Below are 25,224 nucleotides of genomic sequence, written 5' to 3' on the forward strand. Positions count from 1 at the left end.
CAGTTTCGGACGGATGGATCGATGACCGGAAGCAGGATTTTGGTGACGCTCGCGCTGCTCGCGGCGATGGTTGCCGTCACGGCCTGCGGCAGGAGAGGCGGCCTCGATACGCCCTATGAGGCGGCCGTTCAGGCGCGCAAGGACGCGGAAAAGGCGAAGCAGCCGCTGCCGCCCGAGCCGGAGAAACCGGTCAAGGACAAGAAGTTCATTCTCGACCCCTTGCTCTAGAGCCGACGAGATCATCCGATCTCATCGTGCTCCAATTTTCGGACCTTTCCAGTGAACCATTTCGACTACCGCGACGGCGTGCTCCACGCCGAGGATGTGGCAATCCCCGATATCGCCGCTAGCGTCGGCACGCCCTTTTATTGCTATTCGACCGCGACGCTGACCAGACATTTCCGTGTCTTCAGGCAAGCCTTCGCCGGCCTCGACGCGTTGGTCTGCTACGCCATGAAGGCTAATTCCAACCAGGCCGTGCTGAGGACGCTTGCCATGCAAGGCGCCGGCGCCGACGTGGTGTCGGAAGGTGAATTGCGCCGCGCCTTGGCTGCAGGCATTCCGGCCGGCAAGATCCTGTTTTCGGGCGTCGGCAAGACCGCGCGGGAAATGGACTTCGCCCTCGCTGCCGGCATCCTCTGCTTCAACGTCGAATCCGAGCCGGAACTCGACCTGCTGTCGGCGCGCGCGACCGCGCTCGGCAAGGTGGCGCCCGTCTCGCTGCGCATCAATCCGGATGTCGATGCCAAGACCCACAAGAAGATCTCCACCGGCAAGGCGGAGAACAAGTTCGGCATTCCGTGGCAGCGGGCGCGCCAGGTCTATGCCCGCGCGGCGAAGCTCCCCGGCATCAAGGTGACCGGTATCGACACCCATATCGGCAGCCAGATCACCGAGCTGCAGCCCTTCGACGACGCCTTCGCGCTGCTTGTCGAACTGGTCGGCGTGCTGCGCGCTGATGGCCATGCGATCGAGCATATCGACCTTGGCGGCGGCCTCGGCATCCCATACCGTGTCGACAACAGCCCGCCGCCGCTGCCCGACGCTTACGCCGAGATCGTCCGCAAGCATGTCACCCGGCTCGGCCTGAAGGTGATGTTCGAGCCCGGCCGCCTGATCGTCGGCAATGCCGGCATCCTCGTCTCGGAAGTGATCTATGTGAAGGAAGGCGACGCCAGGAACTTCCTCGTCGTCGACGCCGCCATGAACGACCTGATCCGGCCGACGCTCTACGACGCCTTCCACGACATCAAGCCGGTGGTGCAGCCGCCGGCCGCCACGCCACGCATGAAGGTCGATATTGTCGGGCCTGTCTGCGAGACCGGCGATTTCCTTGGCCTCGACCGCGATCTGCCCAGGCTGAAGGCCGGCGAGCTCGTCGCCGTCGCCACCGCAGGCGCATACGGCGCGGTGCAGGCCGGCACCTACAACACACGCCTTCTGGTGCCGGAAGTGCTGGTAGACGGCGACCGTTTTCACGTCGTGCGGCCGCGCCAGACCTATGAAGAACTGATCGGGCTCGATTCGATCCCGGATTGGCTGAAGTAGCGAAGCGCTAGATCCTCTGCTGGATCAGCGTCTTCGCTTCGGCGATCCTGTCTTCGTCACGGCGATAGAATATCCATTGCTTGGTGCGCTTGGCGCTGAGCAGGCCGGCTTGGGTCAAGACGCGCATATGCTCGCTGAGCGTCGCCTGGGTGATGCCGAGCTTTTCGGCGATCAGCAGCGCGCAGACGCCGTCCTCGACCAGATCGCCATCGGCCTGGCGCGGGAAATGCGCGCGCGGATCCTTCAGCCAGTCGAGGATCTGCAGCCTGCGCTCGTTGGCGATCGCCTTGAAGATGTCGACCTCTTGCATTTAGCCATTTTGCTAAGTTACTAATTGAAGTCAATCCCGAGGAGCAATTGATGCTGAACACAAGCACGTCGGACAAAGGGACGATCACGCGCGAACGCATCGCCGCCGTAGAACCGCGCATCCGACCATATGTCCGTCACACCCCGGTGATGCGTGTCGACATGGCGGATTTCGGTCGGCCGTCTTTCCCCGTCGACCTGAAGCTCGAATGCCTGCAGCATTCCGGTTCGTTCAAGGCGCGCGGCGCTTTCACCAACCTGCTCGGGCGGCAGGTGCCGGAAGCCGGCGTGGTCGCCGCTTCCGGCGGCAACCATGGTGCCGCCGTCGGCTATGCCGCCATGAAGCTCGGGCACAAGGCGACCATCTTCGTGCCCAAGGTCAGCCCGCCGGCGAAGCTCGAGCGCATCCGCGGCTACGGCGCCGAGCTGGTGGTCGGGGGCGCGCGCTACGCCGATGCGCTGGCCGCCAGCGAGGATTTTGCCGAAAAGACCGGCGCCTTGCAGATCCATGCCTTCAACCAGGAAGAGACGCTCATCGGCCAGGGCACGCTCGGCCTCGAGATCGAAGCGGACCTTCCCGAGCTCGACACGCTTCTGGTCGCCGTCGGCGGCGGCGGCCTGATCGGCGGCATCGCAGCCTGGTTCGCGGGCCGCACCCGCATCGTCGCCATCGAGCCCGAGGGGGCGCCGACGCTTTACCGCGCCTTCGAGGCCGGCAAGCCGGTCGATGCGCCGGCCGAGGGCATCGCCGCCGACTCGCTGGCGCCGAAGCGTGTCGGCGAAATGATGTTCCCGATCGCGGAAGCCTTCGTCGAGCGCTCGATCCTGGTCGCCGACGACGACATCGTGGCGGCGCAGAAGGCGCTCTGGGATCGCACGCGAATCATCGCCGAGCCCGGCGGGGCCGCTGCCTTTGCCGCGATGCTTTCCGGCCGCTATGCACCGGCAACTGGCGAGCGCGTAGCCGTCCTGGTCTGCGGTTCCAACACAAATCCCGCGAATTTCTGACCATAATCGGGGCGAACCTCTTCACGATTTTGGAACCGCCTAGCCTTTGCCGTGTTTGCTGGTATTCTGCTCATGAGGCTCGGGCTATCCTGCCCGGGCAGGAAGGGCCGATGACGGAACGACCCATTTCCAGCGGCGAACGCGGTCTGGCCGGGCGTCTTGCCTTGAGCCGGCTGGCGACGCGAGCCTCGATGAACTTCGAGCGCGGCTGGCCGCTGCTCTTGCCGCTGGCGATCGTCGCCGGCCTGTTCCTCAGCGTCTCGTGGCTGGGCCTGTTCCAGCGCCTGCCGGATTCGGCGCGTATCGGTCTCCTGATCCTGTTCGCCATCTCGGCGCTGGCGGCGCTCTATCCGCTGCGCTTCTTCCGTATTCCCGCCGCCGCCGAGGTCGACCGGCGCATCGAGGCGGCGAACGAGTTGCAGCACAGCCCGGTGCAGGTGCAGACCGACCGGCCAAGCGGCGCCGAGAGCCTTTTCTCGCAGGCGCTGTGGCGCGAGCACCAGAAGCGCATGGCCGAGCGGCTCTCCAGCCTCGGCGCCGACAGGCCGCGAACACGCGTGCCGGATCACGACCGCTGGGGCCTGCGGGCCGTGGTGGGGCTGCTGTTCGTCACCGCCTTTGCCTTCTCGTTCGGACCTTTCGGCGGCAGGATCAGCGACGGCTTCGTCGCCAGCGCCGCGCGCGATACCGTGCCGCCACGCATCGATGCCTGGGTGACGCCACCCGCCTATACTGGCAAGCCGCCGCTGTTCTTGACCGCCGACGTCAATCATGCCGCGCAGACCTTCAGCGTCCCGCAGGGCAGCGACGTCTCGCTGCGCGTCACCGGCGGAACCGGCGAGGAAACGTTGAACTATGCCGACACGAGCGGCAATGACCGCGCCATCGAGCCGGCCGCGCCGAAGGGCGTAACGCCCGCCGCGGGCCAACCGGCGCCCCCAGCCGCCGCCCAGCTCAAAGTGCGCCAGTTCTCCGGCAAGCTGAACGCCGATGGCACGCTGACGCTGAAGTCCGGTGAGGACGATCTCGGCCGCTGGGCGTTCGCCATCATCCCGGACAAGCCGCCGGCGATCCGTTTCGTCGGCGAGCCGAAGCGCGCCGTCAACGGCGCCATCGAGCTCAACTACCAGATCGACGACGACTATGGCGCGGCCTCCGCCAAGGCGGTCTTCGAGCTGTCGGATCCGCCGCCGGCCAATGCGCTCCCGCTCTACGGTCCGCCCGACATGCCGCTGACGCTGCCGCGCCGCGGCGGCAAGGCGAACGCGGCCAAGACGACCAAGGACCTGACCGAGCATGTCTGGGCCGGCAGCAGCATAAAGCTGAAGCTTGCCGCCACCGACGATGCCGGCCATACCGCCACCAGCGAAACCAAGACGCTCGCGATGCCGGAGCGTCCCTTCTCCAATCCGCTGGCCCGCGCCGTGATCGAGCAGCGCCGGCTGTTGGCGCTCGACACCAACGCCAAGCCGCGCGTGCTCGACCTGATGGACGCGATCACGCTGCGCCCCGAGGACACTTTCGACAATATGTCGCATTATCTCGCGATCATGAGCGCGAGGAGCCGGCTGAAGCTCTCCGAGACCGACGACCAGTTGCGCAACGAGGTGGGTTATCTGTGGGAGATCGCGCTCGGCATCGAGGAAGGCAATCTGTCGGCCGCCGAGCGGCGGTTGCGCCAGGCGCAGCAGGCGCTGCAGGACGCCATCAAGAACGGCGCCAGCGACGAAGAGCTTGAGAAGGCGATGAAGGAACTGCGCGAGGCGATGAACCAGTTCCTGCAGGAATTCGCCCAGCGCGCGCAGCAGAACCCCAACGCGCCGCAGATGCAGCAGAACGGCCGGGAGCTGCGCCAGAGCGACATCAACCGGATGATGGACGAGATCGAGAATCTCGCCAAATCAGGCGACCGCGACCGGGCGCAACAGCTCCTGTCCGAGCTGCAGGACATGATGAACAACCTGCAGGCCGGCCGCCAGCGGCCGGGCGGCGAGCAGGACAGCGAGATGCGCCAGCAGATGGACAAGCTGGGCGAGATCATGCGGCGCCAGCAGGAGATGATGAACGACACCTTCCGTCTCGACCAGATGCAGCGCGGCGACCGGCAGCGCGGTGCAAATCGCGATGAGCAGCTGGGCGAGGATGGCGAGCAGGGCCAGTCGGAGGACGGGCAGAAGCCCGGCCCCGGCGACGACCGCGATCCGCTTGCCCGGCCGCAGATGACGCCGCAGGAATTCGCCGACGCCTTGAAGCAGCTGCAGCAGGGCCAGGGCCAGTTGCAGAGCGACCTCGACAAGCTGAGGAAGGGCCTCGAAGGCATGGGCATGCAGCCCAATGAGGGCTTCGGCGAGGCCGGCAAGTCCATGGGCGATGCCGAGCACTCGCTCGGCGAAGGCGAAGGCGACCAGGCGGTCGGCCATCAGGGCCGCGCCCTGGAGGCGCTGCGCCGCGGCGCCAAGGACATGATGAAGCAGATGCAGGCCATGCAGGGCGACCAGGGCGGCAGCGAGCAGGGTGGGCGTCAGCAGGACGCCGACCGCGACCCGCTCGGCCGGCCGCGCGCCACCAAGGGTCCCGACGACGGCAACTCGGTCAAGGTGCCGGACGAGATCGATGTGCAGCGTGCCCGCCAGATCCTCGAAGCGATCCGCAAGCGCCTGGGCAACGCGCTGAGCCCGGACATAGAGCGCAGCTACCTCGAACGGCTGCTGGAGCTGAAATAGCTCAGCCCCCAGAGCTCTTAGACCGGGTATGACGGCGCTTACCCTGCCTTGGTGATGCTGGCGGGACAGACAAGGGCGCGAAGGATCGCTGTACGCCGGTATTATGCTGCGGGCGCGACCTGCCTGGTCAGCATGAAAGCCTCGCGGATCGCGTTTTCCATGCCGTCGATCGCTTCGCCGGCCGCCAGCGGATTGCGGTGCAGCACCACGTTCGACGAATCGATGTCGCCGAAGCCGTCGGCGGCGATCAGCTCACGGCAATCCGCCGGGATGTTGCTGCGCGAGATCGGCGCGATCGCCAGGCCCGAGGTGACCGCCAGTGTCAGGCCGCCATTGGTGTCGCTGGTGTAGGCGACACGGTAGTCGAGGCCGCGCTGCTGCAACGACTTGATCGCGAAGTCGCGGCACCAGCCGTCGCGGCTGTAGAGCGCGATGGGCACCGGCCGCTCCTCATGCATATGGTGCAGCCTCGACGTCACCCACACCGTCGGATCGTGCATCAGCACCTCGCCGCCGGAAAAGCCTTCCCATTCGAACACGACGGCCAGATCGAGCTCGCCCGCCGTCAGCGCCTTCACCTGCGAGGCCGAATGGGCGTAGCGCACCGTGACCTCCACGCGCGGGTGGCGTTTGGCGAATTCGCCAAGCGCCCGCGACAGGATCGAACGGCCGTATTCGGCAGGTATCCCGATGCGCACCAACCCGCCGAGCGGCGGCGCCACCAGCGACGCCGCCGTCTCGTCGAGCAGCGAAACGATGCGGCGGGCATTGGCGATGAGCTCGCCGCCGCGCCGCGTCAGCGCCACCCCGCGCGAGCCGCGCTCGAACAGGCTGACGCCGACCATGTCCTCCAGCTTCTTCATCTGCATGGAAACGGCTGACTGGGTGCGTCCGGCCTTTTCGGCGGCCTTGGTGAAATTGCCCGTCTCGGCCACCGCCACGAAGGTGCGCAGGAGGTCGCTGTCGAGGGTGGGCTTCATGGACGTCGCCATAAGAAATTTTGATTGCTGGTATCATTCCAATTCGTTTGCAACATGTCAAACGCCGCAGGATAGTCATCTCACCCATTGGATATGCGGCTGCGAGATTCGGCCGCGGACCAATTCGAAGAGTCCTCACTCGTGCCCGCTGCCCGAAACGGTAGCGGGCTCTTTTTCGCCGGAACGAACATGCAGAACCGGATGGTGCTTGGCATTGTGAGCCTCTGCCTGGGCGTGCTCGTGTTTTCACTGCAGGACCCACTGGTGAAGGCGGTTTCGGGCGGCTATCCGGTGACGGAAGTGATCGCGATCCGCGCCATCGTCGCGCTGCCGATCCTGATCGTCATCGTCCAGGCCGATGTCGGCCTGAAGGCCTTGCTGTCGAAGCGATTTGGTATGCTGACGCTGCGCGCCTTCATCCAATTCAGCTCCTACACCGTCTACTATCTGGCGATCGCCGCCCTGTCGCTGGCCGACGCGATAGCGCTTTATTTCATGGCGCCGCTATTCATCATGGCGCTTGCCGGGCCCTATCTCGGTGAGCACGTCTCCTGGCGGACACTGACGACGGTGCTGATCGGCCTGGTCGGGGTGATCGTGATGCTGCGCCCGGGCGCCGGCTTGTTCGACTGGGCGGCGCTGCTGTCGCTCGGCTCGGCATTCCTCTACGGCTTTTCGCAGCTGATGGCGCGCCGGATCGGCGATACCGAATCCTCCACCGTCATGGCCTTCTACCAGAACGGTGCCTACTTCACCGGCGCCGTGGCGGTCGCCGCCATATTCCATCTTGCCGGCATCACCCACGCGGGCCATCCGAGCCTCGACTTCCTGGTGCGGCCATGGGCATGGCCGACCATGCCGGACTTCCTGAAGATGGCCGCCTGCGGCTTCGTCGCCTCCGCCGGCATGATCTTATTGTCGCAAGCCTACCGGATGGCACCCGCCAACCGTGTCGCCACCTTCGAATATACCGGCATCCTGTGGTCGCCGTTCTGGGGCTTCCTGTTCTTCGCCGAGGTGCCGCGCGAAACGACCGTTCTGGGCGCGGCGCTCATCATCGGCGCCGGCCTGGTCGCGCTCAACGGCGAGCGCCGGCGCAGCGCGGCGCCGGCAATTGCAGCGACGGGCGATGCTGTCTAAAGCATGTCCCCCGAAAGTGTGCAGCGGTTTCGGGACAAAGACATGCTTAAAATCAGAGACCTAAAGCAGGTCGCGCAAATCCTTGTTCACGCGACATGCTTTAAACAGTCAAGCGAAGCAGCTTAACGCCCGACCGACACGGGCGCGTATCTCGGCAAGCGTGAACGGCTTCTGCACCACGTCGAGGATGATGCCGTTCAGGTCCTCGGCGCGCTCGCGCTGATCGGCATAGCCGGTCATCAGCATGATCTTCATCGCCGGGAACTGTTTTGCTGCCGCCGTAGCCATCTCGATGCCGTCCATCTCCGGCATGCGGATGTCGGACACTACGAGATCGTAGCCGCCGCGCTCCTGGCGGATCAGGGCGAGCCCCTGCGCGCCGTCGGCGGCGATGGTGACACTGTGCCCGTCGCGCTCCAGCGCGCGGGCGGCGAGGGTGCGGACGGACTCATCGTCCTCGACGATCAGAAGCTTTGCCATGCCGACATACATGGCGCGGAAACGTTGACTTTTTCTGAAAATTCGAAGGATCCTGCAGGTTCCCTTCGACGGTCAAGCGTCGCCCTTGACCACACCGACAAACGGCAATTCCCGGAATGCATGCGCGACATCCATGCCATAGCCGACGACGAAATAATCGGGGCAGTCGAAGCCGACATAGTCGGCGTTGAGCGTGGTCTGGCGCCGCATGCGTTTGTCGAGCAGCACGGCGATGGCGCAGCTCTTGGCGCCGCGCGAAAGCATCAGATCGCGGGTGAAGGAAAGCGTCTTGCCGGATTCGAGGATGTCGTCGATCAGCAGAACGTCGCGGCCGGCGACCTCGTTGTCGATGTCGCGCAGCACCTTGACCTCGCCGCTGGTGGTGCCGGCGCCGTAGCTGGAGATGAAGATGAACTCGACCTCGGGCGACAGGCCGACATCATGCATGGCGCGGATGAGATCGGCTGCAAAAACGAACGAGCCTTTCAGGATCGAGATCACAAGCAGGTCGTGGTAGTCGCGCCCGGCGATCTCCTTGGCGAGCTCGAGATTGCGGCGGGCGATCGCCGACGCCGAAAACAGGACCTCGATATCCTTGCCGCGCACGACTGGCATACGTCTGCTTCCTCAAAAATATTCGCCACAACACCGAACATACCGGTGTGTTGAGATTCAGGTCAGGCCGAGCCGGAGTCGAAGACGGGCGCGGAGCGACCAAACTGGGTGGGTTCCGAAAACCGGAGCGGAGCGTACTTTTGAGTACGTGAGCACCGGAAGCGCAGGAAGCCACTATTTGCAGGCCGGCCTCACCTGAATACCAACACACCTAGCCGGCGAAGGTCACCGACACGGCCCTCACGCCGTTTCTAGGCACATCGAGCCGGCTGGAAAAGCCAAATCTTTCGCCGGGTGCCAGCGAGCGGTTGGATGTCCCCAGCCTGTAGCGAATGACGTTGCTGGCATCGTCGGTTACGCGTATCTCGAGCGGCGGCAGCGACTCCGGCCTTGCGCCGTCATTGGCAGCCTCGCCGTCGACGAACAGGACGGGCTTAACTCCCGAGGCATCGATTCGCGACGTCACGCCGGAGATGCTGAGCGCGCTCGCCGGCTGCGAGGCTGCCCAGAAGGGGCTCTGACGCACCAGTGCATGTCCGCCCGAGACCCAGAACGCGACGAGTGCCGCGCCCACTCCGGCGGCCCAGAAGACCGGACCGCCACGCGAGGCCGGCCGCGCGGGCGCGGCCTCTGGTTTGCGCAGCATGCCCATGCCTTCGATGGATGGCGTCGAGGGCGTTTGCGGCGGCAGCGGCGCCGCGGTCGGCTCCGAACGGGCAGCGAATTGCGGCAGCACCACATAGTCGGCATCGACGATGTCGGCCGGTGCGTCGAACATGACGCGCTCCGGCGCGGCGTTTGCCGGCGTGCCGGTCATGATTTCGCCGGAAACAGGGCGCGCGGTTCTATCCTCAGCCATTACGGCCCCAGTGCAATCTTCGTTGCTTTTGGGTAAACACAAATGGTTAACGCTTCCCCACCGGAATCGCTGTGAAACGTCGAAAACGAGCCGAAATTAACCAACGATTAACCATGCCGGCCGATGGTCTTGGCAGAGAACAGGCTGGCAGGACGCCGCCCAAGGTTTCAGGTCGCCAAACGTGATCCGCTTCGAAAATGTCGGCCTCCGCTATGGCATGGGTCCGGAGATCCTCCGTGACATTTCCCTGCACATTCCGGAGCGCTCCTTTCAGTTCCTGAGCGGACCCTCCGGCGCCGGCAAGACGACCTTGCTGCGCCTGTTGTTCATGTCGCTGAAGCCGACGCGTGGCCTGATCACCATTTTCGGCAAGGACCGATCGCGCATATCGCGCGGCGAGCTGCCGCTGCTGCGCCGCCGCATCGGCGTGGTGTTCCAGGATTTCCGCCTGCTCGATCATATGACCACCTACGAGAACGTCGCGCTGCCCTTGCGCGTGCGCGGGCGTGAGGAGGCGGGCTACCGCACCGACGTCACCGAGCTTCTGAAATGGGTCGGCCTCGGCGACCGCATGCACGTGCTGCCCCCTGTGCTGTCCGGCGGCGAGAAGCAGCGCGCCGCGATCGCCCGCGCCCTGATCGAGCAACCGGAGATCCTGCTTGCCGATGAGCCGACCGGCAATGTCGATCCGCCCCTGGCGCGCCGGCTGCTGCGGCTGTTCATCGAGCTCAACCGGCTAGGCACCGCCGTGGTGATCGCCACCCACGATCTCGGCCTGATGGAGCAGGTCGATGCGCGGCGCATGATTCTCGCCGGCGGAAGGCTGGACATCTATGACTGACCTTCCAGCCGATCACCTGCATGACGAAGCCGCCGAGACGACGGCAACCGTTCGGCGTGTCCAGCGCAAGATGGCGCCGATCGTGCCGGCGCAGAACATCGCCGGCCGGGCGCTGGTGCTGGTCATCGCCATCATGACCTTCCTGTCATGCCTGACCTTCGGCGCCGTGACGCTGGTGCGTGACACCGCCTCGGTCTGGGAGAACCAGATCTCGCGCGAGGCGACGATCCAGATCAAGCCGGCAGATGGCCTCGACATGGAAGCGGCCCTTGCGCAGGCCTCGCAGATCGCCAGCGAGTTCCCGGGCGTGACAGGGACGAAGATCGTCGACCGCGATGCGACGGCGCGCCTTTTGGAGCCGTGGCTTGGCACCGGCCTCAACATCGACGAGTTGCCGGTGCCGCGCCTCATCGTCGTCACCATTGACGAGGCCAGTCCGCCCGACTTTGCCGCCATGCGCGCAGCGATCACGCCCAAGCTGCCGAGCGCCGCGCTCGACGACCATCGCACCTGGGTCGACCGGCTGGTAGTCATGGCGCACACGACGGTGACGATCGGCTTTGCCGTTCTGGCGCTGATATTGTCGGCGACGGTGCTGACGGTGGTATTCGCCACGCGCGGCGCCATGGCCGGCAACGGCCACATCATCGAAGTGCTGCATTTCGTCGGCGCCGAGGCCCGCTTCATCGCGAGCGAATTCCGCTGGCATTTCCTGGTCACCGGCATGAAGGGTGCCGCCGCCGGCGGCGCCGCCGCCATTCTCGTCTTCATCGTCTTTTCCTGGTGGTCGTCGCGCAACATGGCGACGCCGCAGGCGGACCAGGCGACCGCGCTCTTCGGCAATTTCGCCATCGGCTCCACCGGCTATCTCGGCGTCGGCCTGATGGTGCTGGTGATCGGCGCGCTGACGGCGGCCACCTCGCATGCCACGGTCGTCGCCTATCTCAGCGATATCGATGTCCGCCAGCCGGACGCGGGATGACATGACCGGGAAGCGCAGGCGAGCGAATGCAAAAGCTGGCCACTGTGCCGTCATGATCCAACAAGTGCATGATCACGCAAGGGAAACTGCCGTAACGCAATGTGCGCCGTCTTATCTATCAAAGGCGGCGTTTCAGAGTTAACCATAGGTGTTGTCAGGATTAACCTGGGGATGATGGACGCGCGGGACTCGACCGGAACGGCTGGGCGGATGCCAGCGGCGCTTACGCGGGGCGCTGCGCCGGCAAGGTCTGGTCGTCTCAGGTTCGCGCTTCGCATCTGCGGCTTCTTTGTGCTTGCCCTGCTGGCGCTTTTTGCCGGCGGCTTCGGGTGGTTTGCCGACAAGGTCAGCAACATGACGACGCCGGCCAATCCGGCCAAGGCCGATGCTATCATCGTGCTCACCGGTGGTCAGTCGCGGCTCGACGCCGCCATGGATCTGCTCGCGTCGGGCAAGGGCGAGCGGCTCTTAATCAGCGGCGTTCATCCCTCGGCCAGCCGCCGCCAGCTGCAAGTGGCGTTGGGCGGCGACAAGCAGTTGTTCTCCTGCTGCGTCGACATCGACCGCGCCGCGCTCGACACGATCGGCAATGCCGAGGAGAGCGCCAAATGGGTGGAAAGCCACGCCTATGGCAGCATCATCCTCGTCACCAACAACTACCATATGCCGCGCAGCCTGCTCGAGATGAGCCGGCTGCTGCATGGCGCGCGGCTCGAGCCCTATCCGGTGGTCAACACCAATCTCGGCAATGGCAACTGGCTGACCAAGCCGGAAGCGCTCCGCGTGCTGCTCACCGAATACAGCAAATATGTGCTGGCACTGGCTCGCGGCGTCGTTCCGCTTCGCCCAACAGCCGAAGGCGTCGCGCTGGCCGAAGCCTCGGCAGCCCTCCCTTCGTCATCCTATGGCGGAGCAAGGAGCGAAGCGACGCGGCGCAGACCATAGGATTGTTTGAGGTTGGGGAGGCTCGACCAATTCCCAGCGTTTGCGATGGTTCACCGAAACGAACGTCTCCGAGAAGCCTGCAACCTTTCAAAATCCCTGTGCCGAAGAACTAAGTCTCACTTCGCGCATTGTCGCGCAACCGCGCGATCTCCTGCTCCAGACCAGCAATGCGCCTATCCCGCTCGGCAAGCGCCGCCGCCACATCCGCCGCCTCGAAGCGCTGCGGAATGTGCTGCGCGCAATTGGCATCCCAGGCCGTGACGCTGAACAGGATCGCCTGCTCCGGCCGCGCCTTGTAGTTTGCCGGCATCAGCCTCGCCGTCAGTTCCGCATCGTCTTCGACGACCCGCGCCTTGCCCCAGATCTTGATGCGCTGCCGAAGCATGTAGTCGATCAGGAACAGGAAGGCTTGGGCGTTGTCCGCAAGATTGCCCTGGGTGATGAACTGCCGGTTTCCTGCGAAATCGGCAAAGCCGATCGTGTGCTCGTCCAGCACCTTCAGAAAGCCGGCCGGCCCGCCGCGATGCTGGATGTAGGGCTGGCCCTGAACATTGGCGGTCGCCAGGAACACGCTGGTCTGCGCCTCGATGAAGGCGGCGAGATCGGGCGTGATCGTCGCGCGCCAGCCGCCGCGCTCCTCGACGCGGGCATAGGACTCCCGCGAGCCCTTGCGGGACTGGATGGCCTTGACGGTGGACGTGAAGGCGACATCGCTGGTGAAGGCGTTCATGGCGGCGCTCCTCGGACGAATTAGCCCGAAATTAGCCCCTTCCGGAATCCGGAGGTAGAAGGCATATTTGCAATCTATCCTTCCATTTCCTGGAAGTATGAATGGACCGCCTCGACGCCATGTCCCTGTTCGTCGCCACCGTGGAGGCCGGCAGCCTTTCCGCCGCCGCGCGGCGCGCAGGCATGCCGCTCGCGACCGTCAGCCGCAAGCTCTCCGAATTGGAAAGGCACCTCAAGACGCGTCTGCTCAACCGCTCGACGCGGCGCCTCACCCTGACTGACGCCGGGCAATCCTATCTGGCCGCCTGCCGCCGCATCCTCGACGACGTGAGCGAGGCCGAGCGCGCTGCGGCCGGCGAATATATGAGCCCGACCGGCGAGCTGGTCATCACCGCGCCGGTCGTCTTCGGCCGGCTGCATGTGCTCCCGGTGGTCACTGCCTTCCTCGCCGCCTATCCCGAAGTCGACATCCGCTTGACACTGTCCGACCGGATCACCCAATTGGTCGAGGAGCATATCGACCTCGCCGTCCGCATCGGCGAGCTGCCGGATTCAGCCATGGTCGCCACGCGCATCGGCTCGATCCGCCGCATCGTCTGCGCAAGCCCGGCCTATCTCGCCGAGCACGGCATGCCGCTTGAACCGCGCGACCTCGCCGGCCACAACTGCATTACCTTCGAAGGACTTGCCTCACCCGCGACGTGGAGTTTCGTCAGCGGCAGGAACGAGGCTGCGGTTCCGGTCCGTTCGCGGCTGCAGGTCAACACCGCCGAGGCGGCAATCGATGCGGCGATCGCCGGTCTCGGCCTGACCAAGGTGCTCTCCTACCAGGCCGACGCCGCGGTGCGCGCGGGCACGCTTCGCGTGGTGCTCGAGCCGTTCGAGCCGCCGCCCTGGCCCGTCAATCTCGTGCATGCCGGGCAGGGCCTGTTGCCGGTGAAGCTGCGCGCCTTCCTCGATTTCGCGGCGCCGCGCCTCAAGGAGCGGTTGGCGCGGTCGTTATGACCGGGTTCGGCCGCCGCGCCGTTTCCTTTTTGCCCGCGCTTGGTGTAACCAAACGCACACTTCCACACCGGGCGCTTTCCCGCATGCTCTATGTCCGCTCACTGGCGTTCAATCTTGCCTTCTATCTCAGCCTGGTCGTCCAGATGATCTTCTGGACGCCCTTCTATTTCATGTCGCCGCGCCACCGCGCCTGGTTCGTGCCGAAATTCTGGTCGCGCACCTCGATGTGGCTCTATGACAGGATCGCCGGCACCAAGAGCGAAATCACGGGCGTCGAGAACCTGCCTGAAGGATCCTTCATCCTGGCGCCGAAGCATCAGTCCTTTTGGGACGCGATCGCCTTTTTTCCTTATCTCGACGACGCGTTGTATATCCTGAAGCGGGAACTGACCTGGATCCCCTTCTTCGGCTGGTACATCATGAAGATGCGCATGATCCCCGTCGACCGCGGCAACCGCTCGAAGGCGTTGAAGGCGGTCGTTGCCGCCACGAAGGCGGAGATGGCGCGCAATCCCCGTCAGCTCATCATCTATCCCGAAGGCACCCGCCGCCCGCCAGGCGCAGAGCCGTCCTACAAATACGGCATCGTCGAGCTCTATACCCAACTCGGCGTCCCCGTGGTGCCGGTCGCCCATGTCGCCGGCCTCTACTGGCCGCGCCGCAAGTTCATGCGCTATCCCGGCACCATCAAGGCCCGCTTCCTGCCGCCGATCCCGCCCGGCCTCGACAAGGAGGAATTCATGCGACGGCTGATCGGCGAGACGGAAACGGCCTGCGACGAGCTGCTGGTCGAGGCCTCGCGCGCGCCGAACCCGCCGCCCATGCCGCCAACGGCGGTGAAACGGCTGGCGGAGCTTGGCGCTGCGGCAAAGGCCTGACCCCGTTCACGGCAGTGCCGCGAGCGCAGTCGTCAGCACCAGCGTCGCCGCGAAAACGAGATTGATAACCCGCGACGCCAGCGGATTGCGCAGTGAGCGCGCGAAAACCGTTCCGGCGAGAAGCCAGAGCACGTGGATGGCGACGATCATCGCGGCAAGCACCAGTAGCCTGGCAGGTAGGCCGAGCCCGTCGCCCTGCGCCGAAGCGCCGGCGATCACGGCGCCGATCGCCACATAGGCCTTCGGGTTGGCGACGGCGAGCATGAAGCCGCCGCCGAAGGTGGGACGCGCCGCCTCGTTTCCGCCTTCGGCGAGCGGCGGCGCCGTTGCTATCCTGAAGGCGAGACAGAGGATGTAGGCGGCCGAGGCTACCGCCAGCACCGGCGTCAATCCCGGTATCGAGGAAAGCAAGCCGTCAATGCCGGCAGCCACAACCAGGAGCACGGCCGTCGTTCCAATCACGACACCTGACGTGTAGCGCAGCGAGGGCCGCAGCCCGAAGGCGGCCCCTTTAGCCGTGACGCTGATCGTCGCCGGACCGGGGCTGCCCATGACGACGGTCGCCGCCAACACCAGCGCCAGCAATTGCTGCCAGGGCAGCGCTCCGGACAGAACCTCTCCGGCCATGGTGAACCCCAATTCCCGCCGCGATGCGGCAAGGATTATCGCGGGACTCCGGCAAGGTCTTGGACGATCGTGCGCGGACTTACTGCACTAAGGCGTATTGAGATTCAGGCCAGGCCGAGCCGAGAATGATGGCTTCCGAGAACCGGAGCGGAGCGTACTTGAGGTACGTGAGCACCGGCCTACGCCAGCCGTAGCCTTAACTGCGACGCCATTCATGAGTGCTTCGGCCGGCGAAGGCCGGAAGCGCAGGAAGTCACCGTTCGCAGGCCGGCCTCACCTGAATATCAACACGCCTTAGGCGCTGGCGCGGTCAAGTGCTGCGATATCGTCGGCGGAAAGCTTGAGCGATGCGGCGCGGATCAGGCTGTCCATCTGGGCCGGCGTCGTGGCGCTGACGATCGGCGCGGTGACGCCAGGCCGCGCCATGATCCAGGCAAGCGCCACTTCCGCCTGCTTGGCCGAATGGCGCCCGGCTGCGGCATCGAGGGCAGAGAGGATGCGCATGCCGCGCTCGTTGAGATACTCGGCCACGTCTTCGCCGCGCTCGCTCTGGCCGAGGTCGGCCTTGCCGCGGTATTTGCCGCTCAGGAAACCCTTGGCCAGGCTGAAATAGGTGATGACGCCGAGGCCCTCCGCCTTGCAGAGATCTAGCAGCGGGCCGTCCAGCGAGGAGCGGTCGTACAAATTATATTCGGGCTGCAGAACCTCATAACGCGGCAGGCTCCGCAGGCTGGCGACATTGAGGGCCGCGCGCAATTGTCCGGCATCGAGATTGGAGCAGCCCGGATAGCGGATCTTGCCCTTCTCGAGCAGGCGCTGATAGGCGCCGAGCGTTTCCTCGTAAGGCGTGGCCGGGTCCGGCCAATGCGACAGATAGAGGTCGATGACGTCGGTCTGCAGCCGCTTCAACGAATGATCGACCGCCTTTTCGATATAGGCCGCGGAGAGGTCTTTTTTTCCCTGGCCCATGTCGGAGCCGACCTTGGTGATGACGACGACCTTGTCGCGGTTGCCGCGGCTTTTCATCCAGTTGCCGATGATGGTCTCGGATTCGCCGCCTCTGTTGTCCGGAGCCCAGCGCGAATAGGCGTCGGCGGTGTCGACGGCATTGAAGCCGGCATCGGCAAACCGGTCGAGCAGGTCGAACGAGGTCTTCTCGTCGGCTGTCCAGCCGAAGACGTTGCCTCCCAGGACCAGCGGCGCGATGGAAAGGTCGGTGCGACCGAGACGGCGTTTCTGCAAGATTGATCTCCGTGATGCTGGGATGGATACGGGGAGGTCCCGAGGCGTCGGGTTGCGGTTAAGCTAGGTCGCGCCTTGCCGAGGTCAAAGGCATGGTTTTGCTTTTTGATCGGGCCAGAGCAATTCCAGCAAAAGTGCGCAGCGGTTTTGCGTCCGGGATTGCGTAAAAACAAAGAGATAGAGCATTGGAGGCGATCTCATTTTCGCCGGAAATGCCCTTCACGAACGCGCGACCTGACGCCCCACCTCCTCCAGCCAGTGGTCGCGGATGCCGAGCGCTTTCAGGTGTTCCACCGTGCTCAGGACATAATCCTCGTTCCTGCCCGACTGCCCCACCGCGCCGCGCACGACCTTTGCCGCATGGTTGGCGTCGAGCCCGCCGGCATACTGCTCATGCGCGCGGTCGACGATGTAGGCGACCGCCTCGGCCGTTTCGCCGCCTCCTGCCGCATCCAGCCGGACATCGAGGATGCGCTCGAGATAGACGCCAGTCACAAGCTCGCGCTCGCGCAGATAGGAAAGCACCTCGTCGCGCAAATCGCCGGGCACGCGAAAGGCCAGCCCAATGCAGGAGCCGCCGCGGTCGAGGCCGAGCACCAGGCCCGGCCTCTCACGTGTGCCGCGATGCACGAAGGAATAGACGCAGAGCGACCGGCGATAGCCATAAAGACGGGCCCGCCGCGTCTCGACATGCGCGAATCCCGGCCGCCAGATCAGCGACCCATAGCCAAAAACCCAAAAATCGCCCATATCGCCAAGCCTGATCGCATTCGAGTGACGACATCGCACCGGTACGGTGATTCTTCTGTCCCCGCTTGTTGTGCGTGAGAACAACTGCCCGCTCGCCGCACGAGGGGTTAACGAGAGCCGCAGCATGACGTCAAGTGACGAGCGATCGCGCAAACCTCGCCGCCGGCTGTTCTGGCTTGCCGCGTTCATCCTGGTGCTGTTCGCGCTCTACAGCGGCGGATGGTTCTATCTCGCCGGCCGGGTCAAGACGGAGGCGGAGCGGGCCGTGACCGAGCTTGCAGGCAAAGGCATCAAGGCCGACTGCGTCAATCTCGCGGTCAGCGGTTATCCGCTGAGCTTCGCTGTCTCCTGCGACAGCCTGGCCTATCAGGACGATGCCAAGAATGTCGCGGCATCGGCCGGCGATTTTAGCGCCGTCGCTCAGATCACCCAGCCCTTGTCGCCCGTGGCGGACCTGCGCGGGCCGTTGCGGACCGTCGCGCCAGGCATGCCGCCGCTGTGGCTCGACTGGGACAAGCTGCACGCCACGGTCAAGCTGTCATGGCCGCGTCCGCGGCGCATTTCGCTGCAGGCAGAGGGTCTGTCCGGACAGACCGATCCGGCCGACGACACCGATCCCGTGCAGCTGTTCAGCGCCGGCACGGCGGCTGGCCAGTTGCAGCCGAACGGCCAGGACATCGTCTATACCGGCAGCTTTGTCGATCTGAAGATCGACGCCGACGCGATCGGCGGGCGCGTGCTGCCGGAACTCGGCGGCGCCGGCGAAGCGACGCTGAAGAACGGCGTCGCCCTGCTCTCCGCGCCGCCGAAAAGCCTGCGCGGCCAGGCGGTCGACATCGCCAAGCTCGATCTGTCGTCGGGAACCGCGCGCGTGACCGTATCCGGGCCCATCTCGGTCGACGCGGACGGCCTGGTAGATGCCAACCTGAAGATCAAGCTCAAGGATCCGAAGGCCGTGGCGGCCATCCTAGCCGGCGCCATCCCCGAGCACAAAAGCGAGATCGAGCAAGGCTTTGCCGGCATTGCCATGCTCGGCAGCGAGCCCTCCATGCCGCTCAAGGTCGTCAAGGGCAAGGCTTCGCTTGGCTTCATCCCGCTCGGCAAGATCAAGCCGGTCGATTGAGGGCTGCTATGGCGGGACCAGTCAGACTGCTCAGCGTCGGCGCGTTCACCCTCGACACGATCCTGCGTGTCGAGACGCTGCCCGCGCATCAAGGCAAATTCATCGCCAGCGACGGCGTCCAGATCGCCTCCGGCATGGCGACGAGCGCCGCCTGCGCCGCGCATCGCCTCGGCGCCAACGTTTCGCTGTGGGCGAGCGCGGGAGACGATGCGGTCGGCGACCAGCTTATCGCCGAGATCGAGGCGGAAGGCGTCGACTGCAGACTGGTCCGCCGCGTCGCCGGCGCGCGCTCGGCGCTGGCCGCGATCCTGGTGGATGCGCATGGCGAGCGCGTCATCGTGCCGTTCTATGACAGACAAGCACAGGCCGATCCCGATAGGCTGCCGCTTGCCGATCTTTCCTCTTTCGACGCCGTGCTGGTGGACGTGCGCTGGCCGGGCGCGGCAGCGCTCGCCTTGACGGCCGCGCGGGACGCCGGCCGTCCGGCGATCCTGGACGCCGACACCGCGCCGGTCGAGGTGCTGGAGCGGCTCTTGCCTTCAGCCACGCACATCGTGGCCTCGGAGCCGGCGGCGCGTATCGTCTGCGGCCACGCGCTCGATCCGGAAAGCGCTTGCACCGACCTCGCCTCGCGCACCGACGCCTTCGTCGCGGTGACGGGCGGCGCTGCCGGAACCTGGTGGCATGACCGGGAAAGCGATCGCGTCCGCCATGTCGAGGCGCCGAAGGTCAAGGCGGTGGACACGCTCGCTGCCGGCGACGTCTTCCACGGCGCCTTTGCCGTCGGCCTTGCCGAAGCCATGCCGCCCGAGCAGGCGCTGCGCTTTGCCAGCGCCGCCGCGGCGCTCAAATGCCTGCGCTTCGGCGGCCGCCTCGGCGCTCCGGACCGGGCCGAGACATTGGCCATGATGGCGGCCCACTGGCCGCCATCAGAATAGCCGCGCGAATATCTTAGGGTTTGGCTCCCGGATGCTCGACCGCCTGCCGGCCGAAATCCGGCACGTCGATATCCTGGCCGGCCTCGATGATCGAGCGGCGGATGGCGCGTGTGCGGGTGAAGAGGTCGAACAGTTTTTCACCGTCACCCCAGCGGATCGCCCGCTGCAGCGAGGCCAGATCCTCCGAGAAACGCGCCAGCATTTCCAGGATCGCATCCTTGTTGTGCAGGCACACATCCCGCCACATGGTCGGGTCGGAGGCGGCAAGACGGGTGAAATCGCGAAAGCCGGAGGCGGAATATTTGATGACTTCCGTCTTGGTCACGGATTCCAGGTCGTCGGCGGTGCCGACGATGTTATAGGCGATGATGTGCGGCAGATGCGAGACGATGGCCAGCGTCATGTCGTGATGCTGCGGGTCCATCGTGTCGATGTTGGAGCCGCAACGCCGCCAGAACTCCGAGAGCCTCTCCAGCGCTTCCGGGTCGGTGCCCGGCAGCGGCGTGAAGATGCACCAGCGGTTGTCGAACAGATCGGCGAAGCCGGCATCCGGGCCCGATTTTTCCGTGCCGGCGAGCGGGTGGCCGGGGATGAAGTGCACGCCCTCAGGCACATGCGGCCCAATCTGCGCGATGACGGAGGCCTTGGTCGAACCGACATCGGTGAGGATGGCGCCTTTCTTCAGCGTGGGCGCGATTTCTTCCGCGATAGCGCCCGATGCGCCGACCGGAACCGAGACAATGACGAGGTCCGCGTCGCGCACCGCTTCGCTTGCATCGGTCATGTAGGAATCGCCGAGATTGAGTTCCTCGGCCCGCTTGAGCGTCGATTTGCTGCGCGTCGCGATGGCGATATGCCTGGCAAGGCCTTCGCGGCGGATGACGCGGGCGAGCGACGAGCCGATCAGGCCGATGCCGACCAGCGCTACTCTTTCGAACATCGGTGATGCCATGGTGCTTCAGCTTTTCAGGAAGGTCTTGAGCGCATCGACAACGCCGCGAATGGCCTCTTCGGTGCCGATGCTCATGCGCAGCGCGTTGGGGAAGCCGTAGGCTGTGACGCGGCGCAGGATGTAGCCGCGCGCGCTCAGATAGTCGTCCGCGGCGGCCGCCGAATGCCTCTTGTCGTCGGGAAAATGAATCAGCACGAAATTGCCGACGCTGGGCGTCACGCGCAGCCCGAGCAGCGTCAGCTGCTCGCTGACCCAGGCCAGCCATTTCTCGTTATGCGCCACGCTGCGCTCGATATGGGCGCGGTCGCGGATGGCCGCGATACCGGCCTCGATCGCGGTGGCATTGACGTTGAAAGGGCCGCGCACCCGGTTGATCGCATCGACGATATGCGCCGGCCCGTACATCCAGCCGATACGCGCGCCGCCGAGGCCGAGCTTGGAGAAGGTGCGGGTCATGACGACATTCTCGGAGCTGCCCGCCAGCTCGATGCCGGCCTCATAGTCGTTGCGCCGCACATATTCGGCATAGGCCGCGTCGAGCACCAGGAGCACGTTCTTCGGCAGGCCGGCATGCAGCCGGCGCACCTCCTGGAAGGGCACGTAGGTGCCGGTCGGATTGTTGGGATTGGCAAGGAACACGATCCGGGTCGCCGGCGTCACCGCGGCGAGGATCGCGTCGATGTCGGCGCGCTCCTCGGTTTCCTTGACCGCTATAGGCTTGGCGCCGGCGGCCTGGATATAGATCTTGTAGACCATGAAGGCGTGCTCGGTGAACACGGCCTCGTCGCCGGGCGCAAGATAGGTCTGCGCGAGCAGCCCCAGGATCTCGTCGGAGCCGTTGGAGCAGACGATGTTTGCCGGGTTGAGGCCATGCACATCGGCGATCGCCTCGCGCAGCCGGCGGGCGGAGCCGTCGGGATAGACTTCCAGTTTTGCAGCCACCTTCCTCGCGGCCTCGATCGCCTTCGGCGAAGGCCCGAGCGGATTCTCGTTGGCTGACAGCTTATGGACCTTCGTCACGCCGGCGGGCGCGGTGCTTTTTCCCGGCACATAGGCCTCGATGTCCATGATGCCCGCGCGGGGCGTTGGACGTGGCTGATCCTGCTTCATGTTAAAAAATCCGTCGAGAGGCCATTCGAGGCCGCAGCGGAAATACAGTCCGCGGCCCTGAATGTCGAGTACCGGCGCTCGCGCCAAGATGCTGGCCCCAAGCTGCTGGCTTCGAGATGCTGTCCCCAGATGTTGACCAAGCAGCGGGCCGTTGACGAAGCGTCTCGCCGGCCCTAGAAGAGCAGCCGGACTTCCCGTGGTGATTTGGCCGGTCGGCTTGCAGCCACGTTAAACAATTCGCTAAAGGGCCGTTTGCATCCTGTAACCGGCTTTGCGAAGGCATGCCGGTTTTTTTGTTGTCCGCCGCCGGCCGGATAACGCGTCGGGCGAAAGTTCGATGCGGACCGAATGAGGGATGCAATGGCCGCCGAGCGCGTGAGAACCAACAACGAGGCCGACAACCCGTCGAGCCCGATGCTGCAGTTCGGCCCCGACAAACCGCTGAAGCTCGATGCGGGCACGGTGCTGTCGCCATTCCAGATCGCTTACCAGACCTACGGCACCCTCAACGACGCCCGCTCCAACGCCATCCTCGTCTGCCACGCGCTGACCGGCGACCAGCATGTCGCCAGCACCAATCCGGTGACCGGCAAGCCAGGCTGGTGGGAGGTACTGATCGGCCCCGGCAAGATCATCGACACCAGTCGCTTCTTCGTTATTTGCGCGAACGTCGTCGGCGGCTGCCTCGGCTCCACCGGCCCGGCCTCGACCAATCCGGCGACAGGCAGGCCCTACGGCCTCGACCTGCCGATCATCACCATCCGCGACATGGCGCGCGCGCAGCTGATGCTGGTCGACCATTTCGGCATCGAGAAGCTGTTTTGCGTGCTCGGCGGCTCGATGGGCGGCATGCAGGTGCTGCAATGGGCCGCCAGCTACCCGGAGCGCGTCTTCTCCGCGCTGCCGATCGCCACAGGCGCGCGCCATTCCTCGCAGAACATCGCCTTCCACGAAGTCGGGCGGCAGGCCGTCATGGCCGATCCGGAATGGCACGGCGGCAAATATCTCGATTTCGGCAGGCGCCCGGAAAAGGGGCTCGCCGTCGCGCGCATGGCGGCGCATATCACTTACCTCTCGGAGGCCGCGCTTCACCGCAAGTTCGGTCGCAACCTGCAGGACCGCGAGGCGCTCACCTTCGGTTTCGACGCCGATTTCCAGATCGAAAGCTATTTGCGCCATCAGGGCATGACGTTCGTCGACCGCTTCGACGCCAACTCCTACCTCTATCTGACACGCGCGATGGACTATTTCGACCTCGCCGCCGACCACGGCGGACGGCTGGCCGATGCCTTCGCCGGCACCAAGACGCGCTTCTGCCTCGTGTCCTTCACATCCGACTGGCTGTTTCCGACCGAGGAGAGCCGCTCGATCGTGCATGCGCTAAACGCCGCCGGCGCCTCCGTCTCCTTCGTCGAGATCGAGACCGATCGCGGCCACGACGCGTTCCTGCTCGACGAGCCCGAGTTGTTCGCGGCCATCAATGGCTTCATCGCCTCGGCCGCCCGCGCCAGGGGGCTCAGCCTATGAGCGGCGCGCGATCTCTTTGTTTTAGCCGCATTTTTGCGACGCCCAAGCGATTCCGCTTGGCTGCAAATGCTCCGAGGCCGAAGGTGTGCCCATGAGCGTCAATCGCGCCCAGCGTGTCGACCTCGAGGTCGTCACCGATCTCATCCCGTCGCGTTCGCGCGTCCTCGATGTCGGCTCGGGCGACGGCGTGCTTCTGGAACTCCTGCAGGAAACCAAGCAGGTCGACGGCCGCGGGCTGGAGCTGTCGCAACGCGGCGTCAACGAATGCGTGGCGCGCGGCCTTTCCGTCGTCCAGGGCGATGCCGACAAGGATCTGGAATTCTATCCCGACAAGGGCTTCGACTTCGTCGTGCTGTCACAAACCCTGCAGGCGACCCGCAATCCCAAGCTGGTGCTCGACGAGTTGCTTCGGATCGGCAACCGCGCCATCGTCTCTTTCCCCAATTTCGGCCATTGGCGCGTGCGCTTTTCGCTGCTGGTCAAGGGCAGGATGCCGGTCACCAAGGACCTGCCCTATTCCTGGTACGACACGCCGAACATCCACTTCTGCACCATCCGCGACTTCGTCAACCTGTGCGAGGAGCTCGGCGCAACCGTCGAGAAGGCCACCGCGCTCGACGCCAACGGCCAGAAGATCGGCCTGTCGATGCCCTGGTGGTTCTGGAACTTCTTCGGCCAGCAGGCGGTGTTTTTGCTGAGACGATAGTGGCGCCCGAAACGGCTCTCTTGGCTGGCAGCACAGACGCGGATGTCGGTGAAGCGCCAAAATATTTTGCATTGTTGTTTGTGTCATTTGACAACGATCGGTTGCGGCTATACCGACCTGAATTTAGGCAACCTGGTGAAGCAGCGATGGTCGGCGATCTCCCGACTTACTCAGTCGTCGTGGAAATGGAAAACGCCAAGTCGATCGACTGGGACGAGATCGGCGTTGGACTGACCGTCCTGGCGGATGAAATCGCCTCGGTTTCGGCGGCCGGTTTCGCAAGCCCGAAAGTCATCATCTCGCACGCCGGGCACGACGCGGACGCCCAGTCGCTGCGAGACCACATCAATAGGGAAGCACCTCAGCTGAAAGAGGTGTCTGAGCTTCGCTTCGCCGCCTGTCCCGGTGGCCGCTACTACGAGCTCAAGAACAACGGCATCCTTGCCGCCGAGACAGATGTGGTGGTCTTCATGGACTCCGACACGGTTCCGGAATCGGACTGGCTCTCGATCCTGCTCGGCCCATTTCGGAATCCCGGAACCGTTTGCGTCAATGGCTATACCTATCTTTTCTATGATGATTTCTCCTCGCGAACCTTTGCTTTGATCTGGTTCTTCCCTATGGCTCAGGGAGACAAGAAATTTGCCGCGAAACGGGCGATCAACGCCAATAACGTCGCCTTCCGGCGCGACTGGATTGCCGGTCATCCCTTCCCGCAAAACAACGGTTTCAAGGTTTCTTGCACGCTGCTGATGCATCAGCTCCGGCGCGAGGGCCACGAAATCGTCCATGCCGGCGCGCGCGTCTATCACTATCCCCCCCGCGGCTGGCGATTCTTCTGTTGGCGCGCGCTGGTGACCGGCAGGGACGCCGACAGAAAATTCGTCGCGCTTCATGCCCCCAGTCGCAGTCAGCGAATCGTCAAGTCGTTAAGCCGCTGGGGAACCATGTCGTGGCGCACAACACGACGCGTACTCAGTCACGCGCCGCAAACGGGTATGCCTCTTTGGCAGATCCCGTTTTCGCTGGCGGTGGGCCTGGCCTTTTATACCCTGGCCTTTCTTGGTCATTTCAGCCTCGCTGCAGGTCTCGTAAGCGACGAGATTGAAACCATGCCGGACTATGTTGGGCATAGTTGAGGGTAGTGCCCGCAAAGTGTTGCTTTCAAACCGCATGATTTTGAGGAATACGGTGTGAACTTGGTTCC

At 64.7% G+C, this 25,224-nt stretch carries 26 protein-coding genes and 1 riboswitch; of the genes, 15 read left to right on the top strand and 11 right to left on the bottom strand.

From position 1 onward, the window contains the following. Positions 1–21 precede the first annotated feature (21 nt). Both EH240_RS06870 and lysA read left to right on the top strand, forming a co-directional pair. Positions 22–228 carry a lipoprotein gene (locus EH240_RS06870; protein ID WP_124996665.1) on the top strand — a complete coding sequence of 69 codons (207 nt, stop codon included), beginning with the start codon at positions 22–24 and terminating at the stop codon, positions 226–228. 51 nt (positions 229–279) lie between these two features. After that, complete coding sequence (lysA, locus tag EH240_RS06875; protein ID WP_124996666.1) at positions 280–1,548, top strand: diaminopimelate decarboxylase; 1,269 nt, start codon at positions 280–282, stop codon at positions 1,546–1,548. Positions 1,549–1,555: 7 nt separating this feature from the next. Here the strand turns inward: lysA and EH240_RS06880 are convergent, their stop codons facing one another. Then, positions 1,556–1,858 carry an ArsR/SmtB family transcription factor gene (locus EH240_RS06880; RefSeq protein WP_124996667.1) on the bottom strand — a complete coding sequence of 101 codons (303 nt, stop codon included), beginning with the start codon at positions 1,856–1,858 and terminating at the stop codon, positions 1,556–1,558. 50 nt (positions 1,859–1,908) lie between these two features. Between EH240_RS06880 and EH240_RS06885 the strand changes: the two genes are divergently transcribed. After that, positions 1,909–2,865, top strand: a complete 957-nt coding sequence (locus EH240_RS06885) for a threonine/serine dehydratase (RefSeq protein WP_124996668.1) — start codon at positions 1,909–1,911, stop codon at positions 2,863–2,865. A 110-nt stretch (positions 2,866–2,975) separates the two neighbouring features. Continuing rightward, positions 2,976–5,588, top strand: a complete 2,613-nt coding sequence (locus EH240_RS06890) for a TIGR02302 family protein (RefSeq protein ID WP_124996669.1) — start codon at positions 2,976–2,978, stop codon at positions 5,586–5,588. A gap of 101 nt (positions 5,589–5,689) precedes the next feature. On the opposite strand, the gene EH240_RS06895 is transcribed toward EH240_RS06890, so the two are convergent. Next, the gene (locus EH240_RS06895) at positions 5,690–6,568 is read right to left on the bottom strand and encodes a LysR family transcriptional regulator (protein WP_124996670.1); all 879 of its coding nucleotides are present in this window, start codon (positions 6,566–6,568) and stop codon (positions 5,690–5,692) included. Positions 6,569–6,757: 189 nt separating this feature from the next. Between EH240_RS06895 and EH240_RS06900 the strand changes: the two genes are divergently transcribed. Further along, positions 6,758–7,708, top strand: a complete 951-nt coding sequence (locus EH240_RS06900; protein ID WP_124996671.1) for a DMT family transporter — start codon at positions 6,758–6,760, stop codon at positions 7,706–7,708. Positions 7,709–7,816: 108 nt separating this feature from the next. On the opposite strand, the gene EH240_RS06905 is transcribed toward EH240_RS06900, so the two are convergent. From EH240_RS06905 to EH240_RS06915, 3 genes are all read right to left on the bottom strand, one after another. Beyond that, positions 7,817–8,188, bottom strand: a complete 372-nt coding sequence (locus EH240_RS06905; RefSeq protein ID WP_124996672.1) for a response regulator — start codon at positions 8,186–8,188, stop codon at positions 7,817–7,819. 72 nt (positions 8,189–8,260) lie between these two features. Beyond that, complete coding sequence (hpt, locus tag EH240_RS06910; protein ID WP_124996673.1) at positions 8,261–8,803, bottom strand: hypoxanthine phosphoribosyltransferase; 543 nt, start codon at positions 8,801–8,803, stop codon at positions 8,261–8,263. A gap of 211 nt (positions 8,804–9,014) precedes the next feature. Continuing rightward, positions 9,015–9,662 (bottom strand): hypothetical protein, encoded by a 648-nt coding sequence (locus tag EH240_RS06915; RefSeq protein WP_124996674.1) that lies wholly within the window; start codon positions 9,660–9,662, stop codon positions 9,015–9,017. A gap of 181 nt (positions 9,663–9,843) precedes the next feature. On the opposite strand from EH240_RS06915, the gene ftsE reads away from it, so the two are divergent. The 3 genes from ftsE to EH240_RS06930 all read left to right on the top strand — a co-directional run bounded on the left by ftsE (position 9,844) and on the right by EH240_RS06930 (position 12,430). Next, positions 9,844–10,503, top strand: a complete 660-nt coding sequence (ftsE, locus tag EH240_RS06920; RefSeq protein WP_124996675.1) for a cell division ATP-binding protein FtsE — start codon at positions 9,844–9,846, stop codon at positions 10,501–10,503. Further along, the gene (locus EH240_RS06925) at positions 10,496–11,485 is read left to right on the top strand and encodes a cell division protein FtsX (RefSeq protein WP_124996676.1); all 990 of its coding nucleotides are present in this window, start codon (positions 10,496–10,498) and stop codon (positions 11,483–11,485) included. Before ftsE ends, EH240_RS06925 begins: the two co-directional genes overlap by 8 nt. A 210-nt stretch (positions 11,486–11,695) precedes the next feature. Then, complete coding sequence (locus EH240_RS06930; RefSeq protein ID WP_245435852.1) at positions 11,696–12,430, top strand: YdcF family protein; 735 nt, start codon at positions 11,696–11,698, stop codon at positions 12,428–12,430. Between the two features lie 109 nt (positions 12,431–12,539). Here EH240_RS06930 and EH240_RS06935 read toward each other — a convergent pair whose 3' ends face one another. Further along, entirely contained in the window at positions 12,540–13,160 is a 621-nt protein-coding gene (locus EH240_RS06935; RefSeq protein WP_124996678.1) for a pyridoxamine 5'-phosphate oxidase family protein, read from the bottom strand. A 101-nt stretch (positions 13,161–13,261) separates the two neighbouring features. Between EH240_RS06935 and EH240_RS06940 the strand changes: the two genes are divergently transcribed. Further along, positions 13,262–14,164 carry a LysR family transcriptional regulator gene (locus EH240_RS06940; RefSeq protein WP_124996679.1) on the top strand — a complete coding sequence of 301 codons (903 nt, stop codon included), beginning with the start codon at positions 13,262–13,264 and terminating at the stop codon, positions 14,162–14,164. A gap of 83 nt (positions 14,165–14,247) precedes the next feature. Then, on the top strand, positions 14,248–15,042 hold the full coding sequence (locus tag EH240_RS06945; protein ID WP_124996680.1) for a lysophospholipid acyltransferase family protein: 795 nt from the start codon (positions 14,248–14,250) through the stop codon (positions 15,040–15,042). Between the two features lie 6 nt (positions 15,043–15,048). Here the strand turns inward: EH240_RS06945 and EH240_RS06950 are convergent, their stop codons facing one another. The 3 genes from EH240_RS06950 to EH240_RS06960 form a co-directional block, all read right to left on the bottom strand. Further along, positions 15,049–15,669 carry a LysE family translocator gene (locus EH240_RS06950; protein ID WP_124996681.1) on the bottom strand — a complete coding sequence of 207 codons (621 nt, stop codon included), beginning with the start codon at positions 15,667–15,669 and terminating at the stop codon, positions 15,049–15,051. Between the two features lie 294 nt (positions 15,670–15,963). Continuing rightward, positions 15,964–16,911: an aldo/keto reductase gene (locus EH240_RS06955; RefSeq protein ID WP_124996682.1), complete on the bottom strand. Its 948-nt coding sequence runs from the start codon at positions 16,909–16,911 to the stop codon at positions 15,964–15,966. A gap of 219 nt (positions 16,912–17,130) precedes the next feature. Further along, positions 17,131–17,661 (bottom strand): gamma-glutamylcyclotransferase, encoded by a 531-nt coding sequence (locus tag EH240_RS06960; RefSeq protein ID WP_124996683.1) that lies wholly within the window; start codon positions 17,659–17,661, stop codon positions 17,131–17,133. Positions 17,662–17,785: 124 nt separating this feature from the next. Between EH240_RS06960 and EH240_RS06965 the strand changes: the two genes are divergently transcribed. After that, entirely contained in the window at positions 17,786–18,784 is a 999-nt protein-coding gene (locus tag EH240_RS06965) for a DUF2125 domain-containing protein (RefSeq protein ID WP_124996684.1), read from the top strand. 8 nt (positions 18,785–18,792) lie between these two features. Then, positions 18,793–19,722: a sugar kinase gene (locus EH240_RS06970; protein WP_124996685.1), complete on the top strand. Its 930-nt coding sequence runs from the start codon at positions 18,793–18,795 to the stop codon at positions 19,720–19,722. Positions 19,723–19,735: 13 nt separating this feature from the next. Here EH240_RS06970 and EH240_RS06975 read toward each other — a convergent pair whose 3' ends face one another. Both EH240_RS06975 and hisC read right to left on the bottom strand, forming a co-directional pair. Beyond that, complete coding sequence (locus EH240_RS06975; protein ID WP_206075231.1) at positions 19,736–20,674, bottom strand: prephenate/arogenate dehydrogenase family protein; 939 nt, start codon at positions 20,672–20,674, stop codon at positions 19,736–19,738. 6 nt (positions 20,675–20,680) lie between these two features. Further along, positions 20,681–21,784 (bottom strand): histidinol-phosphate transaminase, encoded by a 1,104-nt coding sequence (gene hisC / locus EH240_RS06980; protein WP_124996687.1) that lies wholly within the window; start codon positions 21,782–21,784, stop codon positions 20,681–20,683. 186 nt (positions 21,785–21,970) lie between these two features. Then, positions 21,971–22,048, top strand: a riboswitch (SAM riboswitch). 96 nt (positions 22,049–22,144) lie between these two features. On the opposite strand from hisC, the gene metX reads away from it, so the two are divergent. The 3 genes from metX to EH240_RS06995 all read left to right on the top strand — a co-directional run bounded on the left by metX (position 22,145) and on the right by EH240_RS06995 (position 25,156). Next, positions 22,145–23,311, top strand: a complete 1,167-nt coding sequence (gene metX / locus EH240_RS06985) for a homoserine O-acetyltransferase MetX (RefSeq protein WP_124996688.1) — start codon at positions 22,145–22,147, stop codon at positions 23,309–23,311. A 91-nt stretch (positions 23,312–23,402) separates the two neighbouring features. Next, positions 23,403–24,017: a methionine biosynthesis protein MetW gene (gene metW / locus EH240_RS06990; protein ID WP_124996689.1), complete on the top strand. Its 615-nt coding sequence runs from the start codon at positions 23,403–23,405 to the stop codon at positions 24,015–24,017. Continuing rightward, positions 24,017–25,156 (top strand): glycosyltransferase family 2 protein, encoded by a 1,140-nt coding sequence (locus tag EH240_RS06995; protein WP_245435853.1) that lies wholly within the window; start codon positions 24,017–24,019, stop codon positions 25,154–25,156. The genes metW and EH240_RS06995 overlap by 1 nt, the downstream gene beginning before the upstream one ends. Positions 25,157–25,224 lie beyond the last annotated feature (68 nt).

It is taken from the genome of Mesorhizobium tamadayense (assembly GCF_003863365.1).
In the GTDB taxonomy this organism is placed as follows: Bacteria; Pseudomonadota; Alphaproteobacteria; order Rhizobiales; family Rhizobiaceae; genus Mesorhizobium; species Mesorhizobium tamadayense.